This is a genomic window from Nocardia sp. CDC519, from assembly GCF_059509835.1.
In genome coordinates, this window is the sequence record NZ_CM183377.1 from 4259867 (window position 1) to 4282287 (window position 22421).

The window sequence follows — 22421 nt, forward strand, 5'->3', positions numbered from 1 at the left end:
TCGCCAGACACATCGCGTTGTCCAGGGACAACTCGAATCGACCGTGAACTGGAGTCAGATTCTCACCGTCCGCGGATCGCAAACGATCCCACGGCTGCGGACCGCTCCCCCGCACACTGACCCACCGGCGTCGGCCCACCAGTTCTGGGTTGCACTTGCCGCAACCATCCAGGAAGTCACCTCTGAAAGGGCCAGCGAGCGTTACCCACAGGCGGCCCGCTTGTCGTTGCGCAGGGTACTCCAAGTGGCCACTGACAGCCCTCGATGACTTGTGTCGACGGCGCGCCCGTCAACGGGCGCGGACGCCCGATACAGGCTACAAAGCATGAATGTCTGAGGTCCGTCTGCCGCAATGGCTTCGAGCTGCGACTACCGCACACCGGGGGCCGGTGCTAGCAGCCGGCGCGGATTCGCGATCGTCATTTGTCCGATGTCGGCTTGCGTGATGCCTACCTTCGATAGCCATGGGAGTATCCGCGTGAACAGGTGGCGGTATCCGTGGCCGCCGCCGTGACGGGTCAGCATCGGCAGGAATACGTCGGTGCCCAGGACAATTTGTGAGGAGTAGCCTTCACCGACGAGTGCGGTGACGGCGGCGAGTCGCTGCCAGTCGTTCTCGATGACGATTCCGAGGTCTGGCTCTGCCCAGTTTTGTCCGAAGCAGTCGAACGAGAGGGTCACGCCGAGGTCGAGTAGTTCGTGGTGGTAGTCGAGAGTGATCACCCAGGATGCTGGGTCGGTGACCAGTCGGTGCAGGTTGCTCTCGACGATGTATGCGTCGGCGTGGGCGAGCACGATCCGCCCTGGGTCGAGTCCGGCGTCGAGCAGTATGCGTGCGATCTGTCGTCCGGTCCCGGAGCCGGGATGCACCGTCACGGGTGCACCGGTTTCGTGTGATGCTTCGACAGCGGCGAGGAGCATCCGGTGCTCGCGGTCGTCCAGTGATTTGACTCCGCATTTGATGTGGCCGGCGCGGATGTCGGTGTCTCCGATCCCTTCGGTGAGCTCGCGTACCAGTAACGCGGTGAGTTCATCGACGGTGGCGTCTCGGTATGGGGCTGGCCAGAAGTCTGTGCAGTAGAAACCGGTCGACATGATGACTTGGATGCCCGCCTCGGCTGCCACGGCTGCGATCCGGCGGGGGTCGGCGCGCATCCCGATACCACTGGCTTCGACCACCGTGTGACCGCCTGCTTGTGCCAGTTCGCGCAGCTCTTTGGCGGCGATTTCATCGTTGTCGAGGTTGAGGTTGGCGCGTTGGGCTGTGAATTCGTAGTGGAGCCGGCCTCGATCAGCGAGGGTGAGCGGCTCGTCCCAGATGTCGTCTGGTGTGTGCGGCAGCCTGTGGAGGTAGCGGTGGCGAAAGGTTTCACCGCCGACGGTCAAGATGTGCTCGTGCATCGTGGTTGGACCGAGCGCGCTCGGAGCCAGCGGGCCAGCGACCGTGTTTACGGCAGCGTTCAAGTTCGGCTCACGATTTCCGGTCACCATCTCGGGTGTTCTTGGTCTGGCGGCTGGCTTCGCTTGTGCATTTTTTGGAGTTCTATCGGCGTCAACGGACCGCCATCGGTAGGCATTCTCGCAGGTGGCTCCATCTCACAGCCCGAGTTGCATGTCGATCCTGCGTTGTCCAGCGTGGTACTTCTCGACTTCGAGGTAGTCGGCGATGAGGGGGTCGGTTTCGTCGCTGAGGACGTCGGAAATGACTTCGAGCCGGTGGTTGAGGCGGCGGTCGCGGACCAGGTCCCATTGGGAGCAGACGGCGCCGTGATAGGGGTCCCATGAGCCGATGACCAGGCGCTGGACTCGGGCGAGGACCAGTGCTCCCGCGGCCATCACGCCGGGCTCGAGGGTGGTGACGACGGTGCAGCCGTCCAGGCGCCATCCGCCGACGGCGTCGGCGGCTTGCCGGACGGCGATGAGTTCGGCGTAGGCGGTGGGGTCGCCGGTGCCGGGTCGGTCGTGATATCCGCGACCGAGCAGGCGGCCGTCGTGGTCGTAGACGAGGGCGCCGACGGGAGGGTCGTCACTGGGGGGTATTCGGGTTCTGGCGAGTTCGATGGCCTGGCGCATCCAGGGGTGGTACTGGTGGGTGGGAACTCGTCGCTGCACGCCGCTATTGTTCGGTCGGAGGGGTGGCCCGTCAAACCTCAACGACTGGTTGCGTACGCTGAGCGGCGGTCGTGTGTGCAGGTAGACGGGTGGAAGGTTCCAGGAGTGACTCAAGTGCAGGGTTCGGTGCGGTCCCTGGCGGTTGCGGTGGCTGATGCGGTATCGGAGGCGATGGCTGCCGCGTTGCCAGAGGCTGTCGCGGGGGCCGATCCGCTGGTCCGTCGTTCCGACCATGCCGATTTCCAGTCCAATGTGGCCTTGTCGTTGGCCAAGAGGCTGGGCCGGGCCCCGCGTGAGGTGGCTGCCACGATCACCGAGAAACTGCACGATGACGTGATCGCCGCTACCGAGCTGTCGGGCCCCGGCTTCGTGAACATCACGGTCCCCGATTCCTCGATCTGGTCGCAACTGGCCGCACGCCGGGAGGCAGACCGGCTTGGTGTTGGTCGCCCGCTCGAGGGTGAGCGGGTGGTAATCGACTACTCGTCGCCGAATATTGCCAAGCAGATGCATGTGGGCCACCTGCGGACCACCATCATCGGTGACGCGCTCGCGCGCTCGCTGTCGTTCTTGGGTGCGGAGGTGATCCGTCAGAACCACCTCGGGGACTGGGGCACCCAGTTCGGGATGCTGATCCAGTACATCGACGAACACCCGGAAGCGAAGTGGCATCACGACGATCTCGCCGATAATGCGGACGCCCCGATCGCGGCGTTGGACCGGTTGTATCGGCAGTCTCGGGAGAAGTTCGATGCCGATGCCGGGTTCGCCGATCGGGCGCGTGCCCGGGTGGTGGCCCTGCAGGCCGGTGACACGGACACCCTGCGGGTGTGGAGGGATCTGGTCGCCGAGTCGCAGCTGTCGTTTCAGGCATTGTATGACCGGCTGGGGGTATTGCTGACGCCGGAGGATTCGGCGGGCGAGTCCACCTACAACCAGTACCTGGACGAGGTAACCGACGAGCTGGTCCGGCTCGGGATCGCTGTCGAGAGCAACGGCGCGCTGTGCGTGTTCTTCGACGAGTTCACCGGACCGGACGGCAACCCGGTGCCGCTGATCGTGCGCAAGAGCGACGGCGGTTACGGCTATGCGGCCACCGACCTGGCGACGATCCGATATAGGGTTCGTAACCTCGAGGCGACCAAGATCCTCTATGTCGTCGATGCCCGGCAAGCCCAGCACTTCGAGATGGTGTTCGCCACCGCCCGTCGAGCGGGTTGGCTGACCGATGACGTGCAGGCCGTCCATGTGCCGTTCGGCACTGTCCTGGGCCCGGACGGCAAACCATTCAAGACCCGTTCCGGGTCCACGATCCCACTGACCGAGCTGCTGGATTCCGCTGTCGATCGCGCGCGAGAGATCGTGGCGGAGAAGGCGAACGACCTGGACACCCAAGCGCTGGATCAGGTGGCCGAGGCGGCCGGGATCGGGTCAGTGAAGTACGCGGACCTCTCCGGTTCGAGGATCAAGGACTACGTCTTCGACGTGGACCGCATGGTCAACTTCACCGGCAACACCGGCGTGTACCTGCAATACGCACACGCCCGGATACGGTCCATCCTGAGCAACGTCCCGGCCGCCGAAGCCCCGCCCGTGGTGGATCCCAGCTTGGCGCTCGCGCCGGCGGAGCGTGCGCTGGGGTTGCAGTTGGATGAGTTCGGCAAGGCCGTCGCCGATGTCGCCGACACCCTCGAGCCACACCGGCTGGCTGGGTACTTGTACGCTCTCGCGCAAACGTTCACCTCGTTTTATGAGGCGTGTCCGGTCCTAAAGGCTGAAGATCCCCGGGTGCGCGGCAACCGGATCGCGCTGTGCCAGCTGACTGGCGACACCCTGGCCAAGGGGCTCGGCTTGATGGGAATCGCTGCGCCAGAGCGTATTTGACGGCGCGTATTGGGCTGCGCCGACAAGGGGTGTGCTGCTAGCGTTTTCGAGCATGGACGCCCCGGTGCCGTTATCGACTGCCCCGCATGCCCGGATGACTCAGCTGGCCGAGGCGGTGCGGGCCCGGCGGCCGGAACTGACGACAGCGCTGCTGGAAGTAGAAACGCATGCAACTGCCGTCACCGAATTGGACTGGGTGCTGGAGGCATTGACTCCCCGCCCCGCGACCGGGTGGCTGTCGCAGCGACGAGGTATCGGCACAGTCTTCGCCGCCACTCCGGCCACGTTGCCTCTGTATTCGACGCTGCTGTTCGCGCTTGCCCCCGCGCTGGCCGGCAACCGCGTAGTCGCTCGTCCGGCAAGCTCCTCTCGTGGCTGTGCGCGCCTGCTGTATGAGCTGGCCACCGAGGCCGGACTGGCGGTGGAGCTGGTCGACCAGCCCTGGGCTGAGTTCGCAGCCTCAGCAGTAGACCATGCCGACGGCATGGTCTACTGCGGCAGCGCCGAGCACGCGACCCGGCTCGATCAGGTTCTCCCCGATCGGGTCCGCCTGATCTGCCAAGGTCCCGGTGTGTGCGCCGCGGTCATCACCGACACCGCCGATATCCATGCTGCGGCGGAATCGGTGATCGCGACCCGAATCTTCAACAGCTCCCAGGACTGCATGGCGACCGAGCGCGTCTACGTCCACCACACCGTCTATCCCGAATTCATCGACGCCCTCGTGACCGCGGCGGGGCGGGTGCGGATCGGCGCTAACACTGATCCGGCCACCCAGCTCGGACCGATGCTGCTCACCGGTCTCACCGATCGCTGGCTCACCGACCTGACCAGTCACGGCACCGTCCTGCGCGAACCCGAATACCATGAGCAGGTCGTTGGTCTGGCGATCGTCGAGGCGGCGGCCGATGCGTCGATCGTGCTGGAGGAGAAGTACTGCCCGATCCTGCCGGTGGTCAGCTACCGCACTGACGGCGACCTCGCCGAAATGCTGGCGCTGGGTGACTACGCGTTGGGGATGACCGTATTCGGGGCCGGATTGCCGGTTTTCGGGACACTCGACTTCGGTCATGTCGCGGTCAACAGCACCCTGTACGAGCACGAAGACGCCTGGTCGGCCTTCGGTGGGCACCGCCGCACCACCGTTGTCCGCGGTCCCGGGCGGCGCCGCACTGGGCCGGTCCTGGTCCCCTACGCCCTGACCGACCCGCTATGACCCGGCCGCACGTGCGCTTGCTCACCCGCGACCACCCTGGCCTCAACCCCTACCTGCATGGCCTCGACATCCCGAGAGGATCGCCGGTCTACTGGTACCCGGACGGTCGACTACTCCGGTTCACCGGATCCGGTTCCGCGCAACGCATTCCGGTCCGCACATCCTCGCTACTGGAGTGGATGGTCCAGCACGAACCGGAGCAGCTCTGGCACCGGTGGCGGACCCACCTGCGCGACCAGCGAGTCCTCGTGGAGCACACCAGTATCAATCCGGTGCACCCGCTACACGTGGGGTCGATGCGGGGAACCGTCATCGGATCGACACTGGCGGAGTTGTTCCGCAGCGGCGGCGCGGACGTGCAAACCCGCTATTTCGTCAACGATCTCGGCCGCCAGCTACACATCCTGCAACGCGCCCTCACCGCAGCGCGACAAGATAACATCCCAACCGAGCTGCGATTCGACGACACCATCGGTGTCCTATACGCCTACGCCAACATGGCCCTCGCCGCCCGGATCGCCGATCTGGACCGCCTCATCAGGGCACACCCGTGGCTGCCGACCGTGGTCGACGTCCACCGGCCACTCCCCGAAGCCACATCCGCATCCGACGTGGTCGAAGCGATGGTCGCCGCGGCGGTATCAGATATGGGGCTGCTCGGCGCGAAGATCGACATCTTCGACCGCGAAACCGACCTCTCCATCGACCCAGCCACCCTGGTAGCCGCCCTCACCGACCACTGCGATGTCGTCCGGATCAACGGCACCACCTGCCTGCGCCTACCAGGTGGACTGGTACCCGTCCAACGCCGTGACGGCACCCTGCTCTACCTCAGCCGCGACATCGCCAACACCCACCGACGACAGCCGCCCGCCTGGTCGGCGATGCTGCACGTCATCGGCGCCGAACAAACCCTCCTCCAAACCGCGCTCCGTACGGCGGTCCCGGACGCACCACTGGAACACATCGCCGTCGGCAAAGTGAGCCACGCAGGACGACACTACTCCGCAAGACAGAACCGACTCACCACGATGGGCGATCTCCTGCGCGACGGCGGACCCCGCCGAATCCACGAACTCGCCCTCGCAATGGCCTTGCGCCGCCGCACCCACCCCATCGATATCGCCCACCTCGACACAGCCAAGCCATTACAGGCTGTCCTCACCGCCGCCCACACTGTTCACCGGGCCGGCCAATCTCCCACCCAGAGACTGCTCCGCCACCTCATAATCGCGATCCTGGCCACCCCCGCAGTCCTCGCCCGCGACGTCGAGCACCGCACTATCCACCGCACGGCACAGCACCTCACGCGGTTGTCTCAGCGCTACACGATCGCCGTCCGTTCGGGGACCGTGCCCGACGACATATCCGAATGGTTCCACCACACCCAGACCAGACTCGCCACACTCCTCGGCATCCCACTCGACACCCTCGGGTGAACACCAAGACGATCAGTACACAGAAAGGGCATGGCCATGGCTGAGCCGTTCAACGTCGGCTACGCGGACGCCGACGTGTACGAGGCGATGCTGCCTCCCCACTACTACGCCGGACTCGAAGACACCGATCTCATCCGCGACCATCTCCGCTACCTCTACGGAGCTCCGGATCAACATGAGGGGTTACGCGTCCTCGACCTCGGTTGTGGCCCCGGCCGCGTCACCACCGTTCTGGCGCCCTACGCGGCCACCCTGATCGGCACCGACAAGAGCGCCGGAATGATCGACCAGTTCGCCGCACGGTTCCCCGATGCCGACGCAGTGTGCGCAGACACCGAAACGGTCCTCGCCCAGTTCGTCGAGCAACAACGCCGCCTCGACCTGATCGGCTCCTTCTGGTCGATGAGCTACCCGCTACTCGAATGCTTCGAAACCACCACCGCACAAGGCGTCGTCTCCAGCGGCACTCTCGATGAAGGTATCGCACGAGCACGCACACTCATCGACCACCTCGTCGAACTCCTCGCCCCCGATGGCCGACTGCTGATGCTGTTCTTCGATGCCGCCACCGCAGAACAGCGCCTAGTCACCCGCCTGTGGGAACGCGTCCAGCCCTTCCCCGGAACCGGCCGCGACTTCACTTGGAATCTCCTGCAGCGGGGACTCCAGGACTCCGAAGCCGCCGGCCGGGGCCAACTCACCACCCGCCGTCTCCCCGGCGTCGCAGTCGCCGAGAACCTCGAAGCCGCCATCCAATGGTTCCGCATCGGCCACCTCAATACCTACCCACCACTAGTCGACGACCCCGACGTCATCGCCGAGATCACCGACTTCGCGCGAACCCACCAGCGCCGTGACGGCCGCGTCCTGATCCCCAGCGGCGTCCACGTCCTCGACTTCCACGCCAACCCCGACCTGGCAACCCATCTACCCAGGGACCGGTAGCGCGCGTGCCCTCCACCGTCCTGATCGTCGCCGCCACCGCCGCCATCGACGACGCATTCGGCGACACACCCCTCTTTTCCTGCCTCGCTGGCAGCACCGCCACCGACTCCGATACCTCCGACAGCGACATCGATCTTCTCGTCGTCCTGCCGAACCAACTATCGGTAGCAGAGGCCAGGCAACAGCGAGCAAATTTCACTCGCAACTACATCCGTCTCCACACCGCGTTCGGGCGCGCCCCGGACCTGCAATGGCCCGGAGAAGTCTGCTACGCCTCAGACCTCGACGATGCCATCAGTGGTGGGGCTTTCGATCTGACAACGGTCCCGCAACTACGCCTAGGACCCGAGGACCAACCGTATCGATACTGGGCAAGCATGTGCGCGGCCGGAATTCCACTCACTGGCTCCGCGGCATTCACCGACTACTCGACCCGGTGCCTGGCTATGCTGATCAACCACATCGAATACAACAGGCGCTACACGAGCAAACCGACATCCGGGCAGCAGCCCGGTTTCGACCCGCCGGAATTCGCCGAATGGGCGATAAGCTCCGCCGCCGCTGATCACCGCGCCCGTACTGGTGCGCCTGAGAGCCTTCGTGCATGGCGTAGATCTCTGCGCGAACCAAAGATGCAACCCCGCCTCGACCGCTGGATCGAGCACTGGCGCGACATCGCCGCTGAGGGGTAACGATGCCGTACCGCGAACGGCAATCGGTCGGTTCCGGGTCGAAGATCGCCTGAAACAGGTTCGTTGACCACTCGGCGAACGTGTTGGTGTGAGGCACATTACGCCCGGACGACATCCCCAGCATAAGATCACCAACCTCCAGTCTCACCACCCGCAACCGGCTTGTCTGCATTGTCGCGGCCCGCGCCTACAGATCCGACCGGATGCAGTCGTTCCCATCCACTGGTCAGTGACCGTTGTTGGGTCACCCGTGGGTCCGGTGCCGAGGTCGTCTTAAGGTACTGATACGCCGACGCCAGTCATCCAGCTGAGCAGGCACGTCGATGTATGTACTGTTGTGGAGGGGATGGCGGGCGTGGCGTCGGCGGGTGCGGCCGGTTCGGCAAGCCGGTTTGGTCGGCTCCTCGCAGAGATACGTTCAACTCGATTCACGCGATCCGGGGTGCGCCGGGCATTCGATCTCGGTCATCGGGCAAGAATGCAGCGCGAACAGCGGCCCTCGCCACCATATTTCGCATTCAGCAGCCCCGCAAGGCCGCGCCAACAGAGTGACTGCTGATACGCCCGACGTTGTCGACCTCGTGTCACGCGAGGCACCGCGATACGCGATGATGGTTCGTGACGCGCCGGTCGCTGGGCCCCGCGCGCCGCGTACCCAGACGGCGCACAGGGCCCGAGGCGGGCGTTCCGACACCTCTTGGTCGAGTGAGCCTGTAAGGAGCCGTGTGAGCACCCTCGGTAGTTTCATCTGGTCGATAGCCGATCAGCTTCGGGGCCCCTACCGCCCCAACCAGTACGGCAACGTTATCCTCCCGCTCACCATCCTGCGTCGCCTCGACTGCATCCTCGAACCCGACCGGGAGACGGTGCGTACGCTGGCGGCGAAGTACGACAACCCCCACCGGCTGAAGGTCGAGGTCAGGAAGGCCACTGGCAGGCCGTTCTACAACACATCGAACTACTCTTTCGCCAACCTGCTCCAAGACGCCGACGGCCTGGCCGACAACCTGGCCGACTACATCGACCGGTTCTCCCCCGACGTCGACGTGTTCGAGTACTTCGACTTCAAGAAGGAGATCCTCGCGCTGGAGAAGGCGGGGCTCCTACGGGAAGTCGTCGCGTCCTTCAAAGCCGTCGACCTGCACCCGGATGTCGTCTCCAACTCCGACATGGGCGATGCGTTCGAGTACATCATCCGCAGGTTTAATGAGGCTGCGAACGAGACCTCCGGTGACCACTACACTCCACGAGACGCGATCCGGCTGCTGGTCGACCTACTCTTCGCCGACAAGGACGCCGACCTGACCGACGCCGGCATCGTCCGCACGCTGTACGACCCAACAGCAGGCACCGGTGGCATGCTCGCCCTGGCAGAGGAGCATCTGCTCGCGCAGAACCCCAATGCGAAGCTGAGTTTGTACGGCCAGGAGTACAACCCCCAGTCGTACGCGATCTGCAAGTCTGACCTGCTCGCCAAAGGCCACGACGCGACCAACATCGCCTTCGGCAACACCCTGACCGACGACGCATTCAAGGGCCGCCAGTTCGACTTCTGCATGTCCAATCCGCCCTACGGCGTCGACTGGAAACAGTACGCCAAGGCGGTGACGAAAGAGCGAGAGGAAGCGGGCCCCTACGGCCGGTTCGCTCCTGGTCTCCCGCCAACCACCGACGGACAAATGCTCTTCCTGCTTCACCTAGCCCACAAGATGCGCGCCCGCGAGGACGGCGGAGGCCGGGTCGGGATCGTCATGAACGGCTCGCCGCTATTCAGCGGCGCCGCCGAGTCCGGCCCCTCCAACATCCGTAAATGGCTGCTGGAGAACGACCTGGTCGAGGCCATCGTTGCCCTACCGACCAATATGTTCTTCAACACCGGCATCGCCACCTACATCTGGATCCTCGACAACACCAAGCACCCTGACCGCAAAGGCCTCGTCCAGCTCATCGACGGCACGTCGTTCTGGACCAAGATGCGCAAAAACCTCGGCTCGAAGGGCCGCGAGATCAGCGACACCGATCGCGCCGAGGTGGTGAGGCTGTACGCCGACTTCACCGACGCCGACCCCGACTACTCCAAGGTGCTGCGCAACGACGAGTTCGGCTACTGGACCGTCACCGTCGAGCGCCCGCTGCTCGACGAGTTCGGCAATCCAATCGTCGACCGTAAAGGCAAGCCCAAATCGGACCCAAGAAAGCGCGACACCGAGAACGTTCCTTTCACATACGGCGACTCCACTGCCGGTGCCGCAGGCAAGGCCGAAGTCATTCAGGCCTATTTCGATGCCGAAGTGCTGCCGCACGTCCCCGATGCCTGGATCGACTGGGCCAAGGTCAAGACCGGCTATGAGATCCCCTTCACCCGCCACTTCTACAAATACGTCCCGCCTCGCCCCCTCGCCGAGATCGACGCAGACTTGGAGAAGCAGGTCGCCAAGATTCTCGACCTGCTTCGTGAGGTTGAGGGATGAGCAAGACATACACCCAGTACGTCGACTCGGGCGTTTCATGGCTTGGCCGTATTCCAGCAAGCTGGACGACCAAGCCACTCTGGTCAATGTTCGAACGCATCAAGGATGTCGGGCACCCCGACGAACAAATGCTCTCGGTCTTCCGTGACTACGGTGTCGTTGCGAAGGACTCTCGGGACAACCTAAACAAGACTGCCGAGAACCGAAATATTTATCAGCTCGTCCACCCTGGGTGGCTAGTCACCAACCGGATGAAGGCATGGCAAGGATCAGTCGGCATCTCCGGCCTCCGAGGAATCGTTTCGGGACACTACATCTGCTTTGCACCTCGACACGATGCGGACTCGCGCTACCTGAACTGGCTCTTCCGAAGCGCTGCATATACTGCGGGCTACGCGTTGCAGTCTCGGGGCGTAAGGATCGGCCAAGCGGAGATCGACAACGATCTTTACCGAGCGATGCCGGTTCTCCTTCCGCCGATCGATGAGCAGCGCAATATTGCCGACTACCTCGACCGTGAAACCACCCGCGTCGACACGCTCATCGAAGAGCAGCAGCGGCTAATCGAGATGCTTCGTGAACGCCGTGACTCCGTATGGGCCGCATGTGTTGAGGAGGCCCGACACCTCGGGCGTCCGGCTGCTGTTCGTCGCGTCATCGAGTCGATCGTCGATGGTCCCTTTGGATCTTCACTTACGTCAGCCCATTACTCCGACGAGGGGGCCCGCGTGATCCGACTTGGCAATATCGGTGTGAACGAATTCAAGAACGGTGACGCCGCGTTTATCCCGCTTGACTACGCTAAGAAACTCGAAGCGCACACCGTCGCGCAGGGTGATGTAGTTGTCGCTGGGCTTGGCGATGACAAAATGCCGCTCGGTAGGGCGGCGGTGGTACCTGCTGCTCTGGGACCGGCAATTGTGAAAGCCGATTGCTATCGGCTCCGGCCGAACGAACGAGTGGGTGCGGCGTACCTTGCTTGGGTGATGTCTGCTCCACAGACGCGCTCACAGATCATGATGCTTGCACGCGGCTCGACCCGCGCACGTCTCAACACGAGGGTTGTGCAGCAGGTCGAGATTCCTCTTCCGGGCAGGGACACGCAAGATGCGCTTGTGGCCCGGTCGAACGCCGAGACCGCGAATATCGACAGACTGATTGCCGAGTCGGAGCGATTCGTGGAGCTCGCTCGTGAGCGGCGGGCTGCGTTGATCACGGCGGCGGTGACAGGGCAGATCGACGTACGGGATATCTCCTGATGGCCGACTTCCACGAGATCGTCTTCGAAACCGAGATCTGCGATTATCTGGCCGCGCACGGGTGGCTCGTCTCCGACGATGACACTGGGTACGACCGCGAGCGGGCGCTCTTTCCCAAGGACGTGTTCACATGGCTGGAACAGACCCAGAAGGTGGCCTACGAGAAAGCCTTGAAAGCGGCGGGGTCGCAAGCGAAGTTCCTCGACGTGCTGACCACGGCGCTCGACAAACCTCTCGAACACGGTGGCGGGACGCTAAACATCCTGCGCAACGGAGTGCAGTACATCGGCGGAGGGCGGCTGAAGATGGCACAGTTCCGCCCCGAGACCAGCCTGAACGCGACAACCAACAAGCAGTACGCGGCGATGCGGGTGCGGGTGATGCGGCAGGTGTACTTCTCCACCGCCGACACACGCAGCATAGACCTGGTCTTCTTCGTCAACGGGCTCCCGGTGGCCACTGCAGAGCTGAAGACCGAATTCGCTCAGTCGCTGAATGACGCGATCAACCAATACCGCAAGAATCGGCATCCGTTGACCAACGGTCGGCCGGAGCCGCTGCTGTCGTTCGGGCATCGGGCGCTGGTCCACTTCGCGGTATCCAATGACCTTGCCGCGATGACTACCCGGCTCGAGGGCGAGAAGACGCACTTTCTGCCATTCAACATGGGGTATCACGGCGGTGCAGGCAACCCCCCAGGCAGCAAGGAAATGTCGGCGACGGCCTACCTGTGGGAACGGGTCTGGGAGAAGCACGCCTGGCTCGACATCATCGGTCGGCTGATGATCGTGGAGACCAAGGAGGAGTGGGATGTCGCGACCGGTACGTCGGTGCGGCGTACGAGCATGCTCTTCCCTCGGTTTCACCAGTGGGAGGCAGTGACGAAGATCGTGACCGCGGTGAGCGAGGAAGGGGTGGGGCAGCGCTATCTGATCGAGCACTCGGCAGGGTCGGGTAAGACGAACACCATCGCCTGGACCGCGCACCGGTTGGCGCGGCTGCACGTGCATGACGAGAAGGTCTTCGACTCGGTGATCGTGGTCGTGGATCGCACAGTTCTCGACGGGCAGCTGCAGGATGCGATCCGTCAGATTGATGGATCGGGCAAGATTGTTGCCACGATCAGCCCGGAGGATGTCCGCAAGGCGGGGGCGAAGTCGAAATCCGGGCTGCTAGCTACCGCTTTGAAGAACGGGGAACTGATCATCGCGGTGACGGTGCAGACCTTCCCCTTCGCCCTCGACGAGATCCGTGCCGAGTCGTCATTGAAGGGGCGGCGATTCGCGGTGATTGCCGACGAGGCGCACTCCTCGCAGTCGGGCCAGATCTCCTCCAAGCTCAAGGCTGTGCTTACAGCGGAGGAAATCAAGGAGATCGAGGAGGGCGGGATGGTCGACATCGAGTCCATCCTGGCCTCGGAGATGACCGAGCGGGCCGAGTCGCAGAACATCTCCTACTTCGCGTTCACCGCCACGCCAAAAAACAAGACCTTGGAACTGTTCGGCCGCAAGGGTGTTGACGGGAAGCCGGTCGAGTTCCACCTCTACTCGATGCGGCAAGCGATCGACGAGGGCTACATCCTCGACGTGCTCAGAGGATACCAGACCTACGACACCGCGCTGAAGATCGCCGGCAAGGCCGAGAGCGGCGACGGCGGTGAGGTGGAAGAGGCCGCCGCGCGCAAAGGTCTGATGCGGTGGGTGACACTGCATCCGACCAACATCAGCCAGAAGGTCCAAATCATCGTCGAGCACTTCCACGCTAACGTCGCCCATCTGTTGGAGGGCAAGGCGAAAGCGATGGTCGTGACCGGCTCACGCAAGGCTGCGGTGAAATACAAGAAGGCGATTGACGCCTACATCGCCAAGCGGGCTGCCTTGGATGATTCCTACAGCTACCGCACCCTAGTCGCCTTCTCCGGCTCGGTGACCATGGCTGAGGACGAGGAGTGGATGACGGAGTGGGGGCCGCATCCGAGCACGGACGTCGAGTTCAGCGAAGCCCACCTGAATCCCGGTGCTGGGGCGGATCTGGCCGCCGCGTTCAAGGGCACGACATACTCGATCATGTTGGTCGCCAACAAGTTCCAGACAGGGTTCGACCAACCTCTGCTATCGGCGATGTACATCGACAAGAAGCTGTCCGGGGTCACGGCCGTGCAGACCCTGTCCCGGCTCAACCGCACCCACCGCACTGCAGGCGGAGAGCAGAAGCGCAAAACGTTCGTCATCGACTTCGTCAACAAGCCCGAGGACATTCGGGCTGCGTTCGAGCCATACTTCACCAACGCAACGCTGGAGAGCGAGACCGACCCTTACATTGTCATCCACCTCGCCACCAAACTCGACCAGGCCGGGATCTACACGCCGGAACAGGTTCGCAAGGTCGCCGAACTATGGGTCACTCGAAAAGGAAACAACGCGCTCTCGGCCGCAATCAGCCCGCCCAAGCACGAATTCGCCCGCCGCTACGCGGCCGCGATCGCAGCCGACGACAAGGTCACACTCAATAGCCTCGATCTGTTCCGTAAGGATGTTTCCACCTACGTTCGGCTCTACGATTTCATGAGCCAGATCGTCGACTACGGCGACCCATACATGGAGAAGTTGTCGATCTTCTTGCGTCTCCTAGAGAAGGTCATCGCAGACTCTTCCTGGACAGCCGAGGTCGACCTCTCCGATGTCGTTCTAGTCGGGGTCAAACACACCAAAAGCGCTACGGTTGACATCTCGCTGAGCGGTGCCGGCGAGCTCAAGGGCATCAACGCCGCGGGCACCGGCACCCGCAAAGAGCCGAAGTACGTCGCCCTCCAGGTCGTCATCGACAAGATGAACGATCTCTTCGGCGCCGAGTCATTCACCCAGGCCCAGATCCGTGAGTTCGTTCAGGGACTGGTGCAGCGGCTTCTCGAATACCCCGGTCTGGTCAACCAGACCAAGGTGAACTCGAAGAAGCAGTTCATGGAGTCGCAGGACTTCCAAGCAGCGGTCACTGAGGCGGTCCTCGACAACCAGCAGGCCCACAACACCATGGCCGACTACTTCTTCAGCGACGGACCCAGCATAGATGCTGTCATCATGGCGCTCGCAGACGCATTCTATGAGGCAGCGGTCGAACAGCCGATGGTGGAGTGAGCAACCGGCCCGACCCGACCGTGGCGTGTGCTGGGTCAACAGCGGCCAGCGTCAATTCGCTCGGAGACAACGCGGGCAGCACAACCGTTTAGGGGCGGCAGGTCGCCGCAGCACGTCGGCGACCAGAGGCGGGACCGTCGACGCCGCGGTCTGGGACCAAAGTCGGGTTCCACCCTGCGAGCTAGGACCTCGCAGGGACTTTCGACTTCAGCTACACCGCCGCCAATTCGTCGCCAGCTGCAATTCTTTGTGAACCCATCTCGACGAACAGCACGACGGGCAACTGTGACGGGAAAGCCGAAGCCACCGCGGACGATCGGCTTTCCCCGCCAGCGAGTCAGTAGATGGGGTAGCTCGGCTCCAGCCCGGCCAGGATGCGTCCGTATTGTTCTTCGGCGCTGGTGGCGAGCAGGAATGAGTGGACGGTCAGGGCGCGGATGTCGTCGAGGATGGTGGTTAGTCGGGTGCCGTGTTGGTGGGCGGTGGCGCCGGAGGCTTTGTCGATGATGTCGCAGACCTGCCGGCAGAGGGCGACGGCGCGGGCTGCGTCGTAGCGGCTGCGCACTCGGGTTGCGGTGTCCCAGGTCAGGTCACCGGCGATGTGTTCATCCACGGTGGAGGCGAGGCGGCGACCGAAGTAGTCGGCTGTGTCCAGCAGAGCTTGCGCTTCGGCGAGCTGGAATGCGGTGATCGGGGCTTCGGATTGTTTGGTGTGCGGTGAGTAGGTGATGCCGCGCCTGCTGATCAGGTCGGTGAAGTCGGTGAGAGCCGTGGTGGCCATGCCGATGGCCGGTCCGGCCGACAGCCCACTGATGATCGGCACCAGCGGCTGGCGCCAGTAGGGGTCGGGGATGTAGTCGCGGCCGATGCCGTCAAGGATGTAGTGGAACGGGATCGTATGCCGTTGCGGGATGAAAGTGTCGGTGAGTGAGAGGGCGTTCGACCCGGTGCCGACTAGTCCGCTCATCGTCCACTCGCCCGCGAGATCGAACGCGGTGCGCGGCACCAGCAGGGCCAGCGGGTAGCCGTCGTGGTCGGAGTGGGCGGGCACGATCATCCATCCGGAGTGGTGTTGGCCGGAGCAGAACGGCCACCGTCCGGTGACGGTGTAGCCGCCGATGGTTGGGGTGGCGGTGCCGGTGATCGAGAAGACCCCGCCGGCGCGGGTGTTGTCGCTGGTGAGGTATTCGTCGAATACCGCCTCGCCGAAAAGGCGGATCATCCATGGGGTGGCGGCCCAGACGGCGGTGAGCCAGGCGGTGGAACCGTCGTGGCGGCCGATTTCGGTGAGGATCGTGTGCTGGTCGAGCAGGCTCAGCTGGTCTCCTCCCCGCTCCCGCGGCCAGGTCATGCGGGTCACGCCGGTGGTCTCGAGGGCGTCGACGACCTGGTCGGTGGCTCGACGGAGGCGCAGGGCCTCGGGTTGGGAGCTGGTGATGCGTTCGCCGATGTTGTCGATGCGGTTCAGCAGGTTCGATGCGGGGGTTGTGTGGGTGTCGGTGGTGATGGTCATGGCTGTTCCGTTTCTGTGAAGGGGTTGTGCAGAGGTTGGTTGGTTCTGCTCGTGGTGCGGCTGATTGCGCGGTCGTGGGTGGTTAGGTGGGTTGCCAGGTTCTGGTGCCGGTGGGTGTGGTGGTGACGTGGCCGAGTTGGGTGTCGGCGAAGTGGGTTCCGAAGCCGAGGGTGCCGGGGGTGCTGAGGTCGTCGACGAGTCGGCGGGCGGTGGTGCGGGAGGCGTCGGGGTCGTCGTCGAGGGCGGCGGTGAGTTCGGGGTGGCGGATTTGCACCGGTGTTTGGAGTGCGTCGCCGAAGGCGATGAGTCGGTGTTTGGCGGTGGTGAGGGTGTAGGTGAGGTGGCCGAGGCTGTGGCCGGGGGTGGTGGTGGCGTGGATGCCGGGGGCGACCTGTTGGTGGTTGGTGATGGTGCGGACGCGGTCGGCGAAGGTGTCGAGGATTTCGCCGCTGACGCCGTCGGTGGCGGCGAGGTGGCGGTGGCGCCATTCGGTGTCGCCGACCAGGACCGGGGTGTCGGTGAACGGGCTGCTGGGTTGCCAGAGCCAGCCGATGTGGTCGAGGTGCAGGTGGGTCAGGGCGATCGCGTCGATGTCGTCGGGGTGTTTGCCGGCGGCGTCGAGGCTGCGCAGGAGTTCGCCGCCGCGGATCAGCCCGAACGGGGTAGGCAGGGCCAGGGGCCCGAATCCGGCGTCGATGAGCAGGGCGTGGCCGCGGTATTCGACCAGGAGGGCGCCGACGCTGGCGACGAGCCATCCATCGGGGTTGATCAGATGTGCGTGCGCGTCCCATATCTCGTCGGTGGCGTCGGGTAGCCAGGCGCGGGGGTCGAGGTAGGCGACGCCGTCGGGCAGGTAGGTGAGGCGATGTTCCCCGAACCGGTGCTGGTGCAGGGCAGCGGGGCGGGTGTAGCGGTCCAGGGCAAGGGTCATCGTCGAATCTCCAAGTCGGGTAGGCGGGTTGGGTCCGGTTGGCCGGTATGTGTCGGGGCGGTGTGCGTGCTCACGGGGACGGGCCGTGGTTGTGGTCGGCCGACGTGACCGCATGGGGTGTTTCCTCGCCCGGTGCCGTAGCCAGGTCGGGGTCCGGTGCTGTCGATGGGGCTTCGACGGTGCCGATGGCGGCGGTGATCGCGTTCTCCATGACCTGGCCGTCGGAGTCGTCTCCGGATGCCACCAGGAGGGTGTGGGCGCGGGCGATCAGCTGTGAGGGTCGATCGATCGCTGAGTCGTCGAGGCGCAGGTTGGGGTGGTGGCGGCGCAGGCTGCGTAGGGAGTTGCGGACGTCGGCGGCGATGGTGTCTCGGGTGTGGGTGTGCCAGAGGGCGTCGAGGTCGGTGTCGCTGGCGGCGAGCAGCTGGGTGCAGGTGTGGGCGAGCTGGGTGTCGGTGATGGTGAGGTGCTCGCGGTCCAGCCCGATCGCGGCGGCAGTGGCGAGAGCTCGCGTCCGGAGTGCGGACATGTTGCGGCGCAGTTGTTCCCCGTCCACGGTGGTCGCTTCGACGATGGCCTGTGTGGCGGGGGGCGGTGTTCGCGGACGGCGGCCAGGGCGGCCATCTCGTGTAGTCGTGTGAGGTCGTGGTTGACGCGTGCTCGGGTGCGGCGCTGTGGGCGTCGGTCTGGTGCCGGTGGTAGGTGGTGGTCGGGGCGCCAGGGTGTGCCGGTGGCGGCGAGGCGGCGGATGTGTTCGACCCAGATCTGGGGCAGCCCGGTGCTGCGGGCTGCGATCTCGGCCAGTGCCTGTTCGCGTTCGGCGGCCTCCAGCTGTGGATGAACGCCTACGGCGCGTGTGGGTGTGGTTGTGCGGAGCCGGGTCACGGTTGCCGTGTGGTCGTAGAGCACACGAAGGGCGTCTGTCTGGGCGGTGGGCAGGTCCCGCAGGCGCGGTCCGCGCCGGTGCGCGCTCACGGCGCCATCTCCTGACCTGCATCCGGGTGTGGTTTTGGGAGGTGTGTCGGGTCGTCGGCGTGGCTGAACCACAGCGCCGCCTCGGCGTCCGGGGCGGCTGCGGTGACCGCCGCGTCGATCGCCGTCCCCCGGTGAGCGCTGGGGGCGTCGCTGAACGGCGGAACACCCGCGGGGCCTGAGGAACTCGGCGAGGCGAGCTCGGTGGTGTCGCTGTGGATGGCGGCCCGGAAGATCGGCGACTCCGGCCGGCGTTCTGGCGGGCCGGCGGTGTTGCCGAGGTCGGCTGTCGGGGTGGTGTGTGGTGCGGGTTGTGGTGCGTCGGTGCCGAGGGCGGTGAGGATGTCGGTGCCGAGTTGGAGTGGTGGCGGCAGGCCGGGGGCGGTGTTGGTGGGGATGCGGGTGACCTCGAGGACTTGGGCTTGCAGCAGGTAGGTGCTGGTGTCCGAACTGGCGGCGACGTGGAGGCGGCGTTGCAGTTCGGTGGCGTCGATTCCGGTGAGTTGCCGGGCGCCGGTGTCGACGAGGTCGGCGTGGGTGCCCCACAAGTCCGCAGCGATGGTGTCGTCGATGCCGAGAAGGTTGACCACGCCCGCAGTCCTGGTAACCAGCGCGTTCAGGTTGCGGGCCAGGCGAGTACGCGGGTCCGCTTCGGCCGTGTCGGGTGTGTGGGGGTGCAGGGCGGCCAGTGCCGACCAGTCCCGGATGCGGGCGACATCTGCGACGAGGTCACCGAGGACGGTGTCCCAGTCGGGTTGTTCGGGTTCGCGCAGCGACAGATCGGCGCGCCAGCGCACGCCGCGGTCGCCGCGTTCGCGGACGTGGTCGAGCCATGCTTGCGGGATGCCGGCCGCGTGCGCGGCGCCTTCGAGCGCGTGCCGCAACAGCATCCGCTGTTCATGGTCGTCGAACCAGGCCTGTCCGGGTCGGGCGCCGGTGCGGCGGTAGTGCTCGTCGGCGGTCCGGAGCGCCTCGGTGGCGGCGACGGTTTCGTTTTGCAGCACCTGCAACAGCCGCGCCTGGATCCGGGTGGGTGCGATCGTCACGACTCCCCCTCGGCGTCGGCGGGTTGGCGCAGTTCGCGGTAGTCGGGGCCGAATCCCAGGTGTTCGATTGGTGTGGTGGCTCCGGGAACGCCGAACCAGTTGTCTGGCACCCTGGCGGTGGGTAGGCCGGGGGTGTCGAGGTGGTCGTCGGGGGTGCAGCGGTAGAGCGGGCCGTTGGCGGCGTCGAGGATGTATCGCATGTGTGGGTCGATGTGGCGGACGAACAGGGTGCTCATCGCGGTCTTGTCGTCGGCGCGCAGCGCGGCCTCGAAGACCCGGTGCACCGCCGCGAACCGCACCACCACCGCCTGATGCCGCCACCATTGCCGGCACCACGTGTATTGGCCCTCGCGCTGGTTGGCCGCGATCCGCACCGAGGTGACCGGCAGCAGCCACTTCTGTACGAACTGCGAATAGTGCGCGAACCGCGGCGGCGCCTTCTTCTTCGTCGCGCCGTCACCGCCGTCCCCCTCGGTCTGATCAGGTGGTGGGGGTTTGAGTGGGCCGAACCATCCGGGTGGGACCGGGTCGAAAGGTAGGGATGCGGTGCTGATGTGCTCGCGGCGGGTGCAGCGGTGCAGGGGCCCGTTTGCGGCGTCGAGGATCACCTTCATATGGGCGTCGACGTGGGAGAGCAGGAAGGTGCTCAGGCTGCTGCCGGTGCTGGAGCGGCGTTGGGCTTCGAACGCGGCGTGTAGGTGCGCGAACCGCACCGCGACCGCACGATGGGCCCACCACCGCTCACACCAGGTGTAGGTGTTCTCCCTATTGGCCTCGGCCAGACGCACATTGATCGTCGGCAACAACCACGTAGTGACAAAGTCGGTGAAATGCGCGTATTGCGGCGGTTTCGGCGCGGCCTTCGACTTCGCCCCGCCGGCACCCGAACCCGACACTGACGCGGCGGTCATGACAGCTCCCCCTGCCCGTCAGCCGGATCGCTGTCGTGGCCGGTGAGCGGTTGTGCGCCCTTCTCGAACCGCGCCAAGGATGCGCGAACCAAGGGTGCGTGCTCGGTGTCGGTCCACCACAGTTTTTCGACCACGACGGGGCCGTGGTTCGGAAGCCGTACCAGTGCACGGCTTTTCGGTAGTGCGGCGAGGATGGCGACGTCGAGGATGGGTTCGGTGCGCCAGGTCAGGGTGCGGTTGGTGCCGCCGGCGCCGCGGCTGCGGGAGCGGTCGGTGACCTCGTGCGCGCCGGCCATCGCCACCCAATGCTCGAGATAGCCGGTGGCGGCGATCCCGCCGCCGTACACCTCGATCGACTGCGCCCGCATGGTCGCCAAACCGTTGGCACCCCACAGGTCTTCGCCTTGCTCGAGGACCTGCAAGATCGTCATCAACACGATCCCGCAGCCGCCCGCGTAGGTGTAGTAGGAGGGCAGCTCCCCGATGCGGGCACAGTTGGCGGCCTCATCAAGCACCCCCAACAACGGCACCGCCAACCGGCCATCCGGCCGCGCCCGCGCCACCGCCAACCCCGCCTCCAAAATCTGGCCGACCAACGCGGAGGTGAGCGGGGTGGCGCCGTCCGGGCCAGCCATCGACAGCGCATACAGGGTGTCCGAGGAGGTGACGAACTCGCTGGGCACGAATTCCGGCAGCGAGTGCGTCTGCTCTTGTTCGGCGGTGTCGACGACGATCTTCTTCGCCCCCAGCGCGCGTTCGGCCTCGCTCGCCTCACGAACCTTGATCTGCACCCGGCGCGGCGGGGTGACCATCCGCGCGTATCCAGGGTCGGAGAGCACGTTGAGGAAACGCCGGGCCATGTCGTAGAGGCCGTCGCGTTGGCGGGCATACAAGCCCTGACATTCCAGGATCCGCTCGGCCGGACGGGTGTGCCCGTGCGCGCGCAGGATCAACGCCGGGGTTTCGTCCTGGTCGCGGCCGAGCCATTCGGCCACATGCAGCAAATCCCCACCCGCACACGCGGCCGCAAACACATACAACGCCAACAACTCTTGCGCGCCGCCATCGAAATACGAGTCAACCTTCGCATTTGCCGCCTGCGACGCCGAACCCGTCGACCCGGACACGAAGAAACCGGCCAGCTTGCGGGCTGCCGGTAAGCCGGTCACTTGTGTGAGGAGGTTGACCCAGAACCCGCACTCCGGTTGCCCGGTCACCGCCTGCAGATCACACAACCACACCCGGCCGCGGCGTTCGCGACCGTAGACGGTGTGCCGGTAGAGGTCGGGTTTGTTCGAGGTCGCCAGGCACGCCCCCCACGCGCCCAGCACCGCCGCAACCGCCCACGCCATCGTCTTGCCCGTGCGGGTGCCGGCCGCGATCGTCACCCCCAACTCCGCAGGCACGAACAACTCGATCCCCCCGATCACCGTGCGCCCCAACGGCGGCCCCGGCATCGCCCGCACCGCCGCGGGCGCATCGCGCAGCAACCGCTCGTTGGCGGCGAGGTTGTCGCGGGCCCGCGCCATGGTGATCAGGTGCGGGGGCTGCATGGTCCGTGCCGCCGCGTCGATCTCGCTGCCAGCCCGATACCGCTGCCACACCGCGACACTCGCGGCGCACCCGGTCGCGAGCAGGCCGGTGAACACGACGGTCGCCGCCGCCGGCCACGGATGCCGCCCGGCGGTGAGGGCCAGCAGCGCTCGCACCGGGTGCCCGATGACCGTTTGACCGCTGACCCAGTTCCCGACCGCCAGCGCCAGCCACGCCGCGCCGGCGATGAGCATCAGCATCAGCACGGCCGCCAGCAGCGCGGTCTCTTCCCCGAGCCCGCGACGGGTGCGTCGCCGCGACTCGCGCCCGGCCATCACGGCCGCTCTCCTGCTGCGCACGAAT

The 22421-nt window shown here is 65.2% G+C and carries 16 protein-coding genes; 8 read left to right on the forward strand and 8 right to left on the reverse strand.

The annotated features are described in order from the left end of the window. Positions 1–369: 369 nt before the first annotated feature. Together AC5W7N_RS19115 and AC5W7N_RS19120 are read right to left on the reverse strand one after the other, a co-directional pair. A complete protein-coding gene (locus tag AC5W7N_RS19115; RefSeq protein ID WP_130915502.1) occupies positions 370–1491 on the reverse strand; it encodes a phosphotriesterase family protein in 1122 nt (373 codons plus the stop codon). Between the two features lie 105 nt (positions 1492–1596). Next, positions 1597–2112 carry a nucleoside deaminase gene (locus tag AC5W7N_RS19120; protein WP_415175827.1) on the reverse strand — a complete coding sequence of 172 codons (516 nt, stop codon included), beginning with the start codon at positions 2110–2112 and terminating at the stop codon, positions 1597–1599. Positions 2113–2217: 105 nt separating this feature from the next. On the opposite strand from AC5W7N_RS19120, the gene argS (AC5W7N_RS19125) reads away from it, so the two are divergent. From argS (AC5W7N_RS19125) to AC5W7N_RS19160, 8 genes are all read left to right on the forward strand, one after another. Further along, a complete protein-coding gene (argS, locus tag AC5W7N_RS19125) occupies positions 2218–3996 on the forward strand; it encodes an arginine--tRNA ligase (protein ID WP_232051999.1) in 1779 nt (592 codons plus the stop codon). 52 nt (positions 3997–4048) lie between these two features. After that, positions 4049–5212 carry an aldehyde dehydrogenase family protein gene (locus AC5W7N_RS19130; RefSeq protein WP_130915501.1) on the forward strand — a complete coding sequence of 388 codons (1164 nt, stop codon included), beginning with the start codon at positions 4049–4051 and terminating at the stop codon, positions 5210–5212. Then, positions 5209–6651 carry an arginine--tRNA ligase domain-containing protein gene (argS, locus tag AC5W7N_RS19135; protein ID WP_130915500.1) on the forward strand — a complete coding sequence of 481 codons (1443 nt, stop codon included), beginning with the start codon at positions 5209–5211 and terminating at the stop codon, positions 6649–6651. The genes AC5W7N_RS19130 and argS (AC5W7N_RS19135) overlap by 4 nt, the downstream gene beginning before the upstream one ends. A 30-nt stretch (positions 6652–6681) precedes the next feature. Next, positions 6682–7596, forward strand: coding sequence for a class I SAM-dependent methyltransferase (locus AC5W7N_RS19140; protein ID WP_130915499.1), 915 nt, complete (start codon positions 6682–6684; stop codon positions 7594–7596). Positions 7597–7601: 5 nt separating this feature from the next. After that, positions 7602–8288: a nucleotidyltransferase domain-containing protein gene (locus AC5W7N_RS19145; protein WP_130915498.1), complete on the forward strand. Its 687-nt coding sequence runs from the start codon at positions 7602–7604 to the stop codon at positions 8286–8288. Between the two features lie 725 nt (positions 8289–9013). Further along, entirely contained in the window at positions 9014–10759 is a 1746-nt protein-coding gene (locus AC5W7N_RS19150) for a type I restriction-modification system subunit M (RefSeq protein ID WP_130915497.1), read from the forward strand. Next, entirely contained in the window at positions 10756–12018 is a 1263-nt protein-coding gene (locus AC5W7N_RS19155) for a restriction endonuclease subunit S domain-containing protein (RefSeq protein ID WP_130915496.1), read from the forward strand. The genes AC5W7N_RS19150 and AC5W7N_RS19155 overlap by 4 nt, the downstream gene beginning before the upstream one ends. Next, positions 12018–15152, forward strand: a complete 3135-nt coding sequence (locus AC5W7N_RS19160; protein WP_130915495.1) for a type I restriction endonuclease subunit R — start codon at positions 12018–12020, stop codon at positions 15150–15152. The genes AC5W7N_RS19155 and AC5W7N_RS19160 overlap by 1 nt, the downstream gene beginning before the upstream one ends. Before the next feature lie 337 nt (positions 15153–15489). Here the strand turns inward: AC5W7N_RS19160 and AC5W7N_RS19165 are convergent, their stop codons facing one another. The 6 genes from AC5W7N_RS19165 to AC5W7N_RS19190 form a co-directional block, all read right to left on the reverse strand. Next, a complete protein-coding gene (locus AC5W7N_RS19165; protein ID WP_130915494.1) occupies positions 15490–16665 on the reverse strand; it encodes an acyl-CoA dehydrogenase family protein in 1176 nt (391 codons plus the stop codon). 82 nt (positions 16666–16747) lie between these two features. After that, on the reverse strand, positions 16748–17596 hold the full coding sequence (locus AC5W7N_RS19170; RefSeq protein ID WP_165448776.1) for an MBL fold metallo-hydrolase: 849 nt from the start codon (positions 17594–17596) through the stop codon (positions 16748–16750). 70 nt (positions 17597–17666) lie between these two features. Continuing rightward, a complete protein-coding gene (locus AC5W7N_RS19175) occupies positions 17667–18125 on the reverse strand; it encodes a hypothetical protein (RefSeq protein ID WP_130915492.1) in 459 nt (152 codons plus the stop codon). A gap of 442 nt (positions 18126–18567) precedes the next feature. Next, positions 18568–19614, reverse strand: a complete 1047-nt coding sequence (locus AC5W7N_RS19180; RefSeq protein WP_130915491.1) for a hypothetical protein — start codon at positions 19612–19614, stop codon at positions 18568–18570. Continuing rightward, positions 19611–20525 (reverse strand): DUF4913 domain-containing protein, encoded by a 915-nt coding sequence (locus tag AC5W7N_RS19185; RefSeq protein WP_130915490.1) that lies wholly within the window; start codon positions 20523–20525, stop codon positions 19611–19613. The genes AC5W7N_RS19180 and AC5W7N_RS19185 overlap by 4 nt, the downstream gene beginning before the upstream one ends. Further along, positions 20522–22393 (reverse strand): type IV secretory system conjugative DNA transfer family protein, encoded by a 1872-nt coding sequence (locus tag AC5W7N_RS19190; RefSeq protein WP_232051998.1) that lies wholly within the window; start codon positions 22391–22393, stop codon positions 20522–20524. The genes AC5W7N_RS19185 and AC5W7N_RS19190 overlap by 4 nt, the downstream gene beginning before the upstream one ends. Positions 22394–22421 lie beyond the last annotated feature (28 nt).